Origin of the sequence: Streptomyces sp. NPDC001843 (assembly GCF_042891955.1) — a bacterium.
Lineage (GTDB): Bacteria > Actinomycetota > Actinomycetes > Streptomycetales > Streptomycetaceae > Streptomyces.
This window is the reverse complement of record NZ_JBIATQ010000042.1, coordinates 1-1,414: the sequence shown is the minus strand read 5'-3', so window position 1 is coordinate 1,414 and position 1,414 is coordinate 1. Positions and strand designations below refer to the sequence as shown.

1 rRNA gene is annotated in these 1,414 nt (G+C 56.6%); it reads right to left on the bottom strand.

Annotation, left to right across the window (positions count from 1 at the left end):
- Positions 1-22: 22 nt before the first annotated feature.
- Positions 23-1,414 (bottom strand): 23S ribosomal RNA (locus tag ACFYZQ_RS40230); the annotation flags it as partial.

Here is a 1,414-nt window from a genome sequence, read left to right as displayed (position 1 = left end):
AACACAGTGGACGCGAGCAACTGAGGACAAGCCCTCGGCCTATTAGTACCGGTCACCTCCACCAGTTACCTGGCTTCCAGATCCGGCCTATCAACCCAGTCGTCTACTGGGAGCCTTACCCCATCAAGTGGGTGGGAGTCCTCATCTCGAAGCAGGCTTCCCGCTTAGATGCTTTCAGCGGTTATCCCTCCCGAACGTAGCCAACCAGCCATGCCCTTGGCAGAACAACTGGCACACCAGAGGTTCGTCCGTCCCGGTCCTCTCGTACTAGGGACAGCCCTTCTCAAGACTCCTACGCGCACAGCGGATAGGGACCGAACTGTCTCACGACGTTCTAAACCCAGCTCGCGTACCGCTTTAATGGGCGAACAGCCCAACCCTTGGGACCGACTCCAGCCCCAGGATGCGACGAGCCGACATCGAGGTGCCAAACCATCCCGTCGATATGGACTCTTGGGGAAGATCAGCCTGTTATCCCCGGGGTACCTTTTATCCGTTGAGCGACGGCGCTTCCACAAGCCACCGCCGGATCACTAGTCCCGACTTTCGTCCCTGCTCGACCCGTCGGTCTCACAGTCAAGCTCCCTTGTGCACTTACACTCAACACCTGATTGCCAACCAGGCTGAGGGAACCTTTGGGCGCCTCCGTTACCCTTTAGGAGGCAACCGCCCCAGTTAAACTACCCATCAGACACTGTCCCTGATCCGGATCACGGACCCAGGTTAGACATCCAGCACGACCAGACTGGTATTTCAACGACGACTCCACAACCACTGGCGTGGCCGCTTCAAAGTCTCCCAGCTATCCTACACAAGCCGAACCGAACACCAATATCAAACTGTAGTAAAGGTCCCGGGGTCTTTCCGTCCTGCTGCGCGAAACGAGCATCTTTACTCGTAGTGCAATTTCACCGGGCCTATGGTTGAGACAGTCGAGAAGTCGTTACGCCATTCGTGCAGGTCGGAACTTACCCGACAAGGAATTTCGCTACCTTAGGATGGTTATAGTTACCACCGCCGTTTACTGGCGCTTAAGTTCTCAGCTTCGCCCACCCGAAAGTGAGCTAACCGGTCCCCTTAACGTTCCAGCACCGGGCAGGCGTCAGTCCGTATACATCGCCTTACGGCTTCGCACGGACCTGTGTTTTTAGTAAACAGTCGCTTCTCGCTGGTCTCTGCGGCCACCCCCAGCTCAGAGCGCGAAGCTCATCACCGGATGTGGCCCCCCTTCTCCCGAAGTTACGGGGGCATTTTGCCGAGTTCCTTAACCATAGTTCACCCGAACGCCTCGGTATTCTCTACCTGACCACCTGAGTCGGTTTAGGGTACGGGCCGCCATGAAACTCGCTAGAGGCTTTTCTCGACAGCATAGGATCATCCACTTCACCACAATCGGCTCGGCATCAGGTCTCAG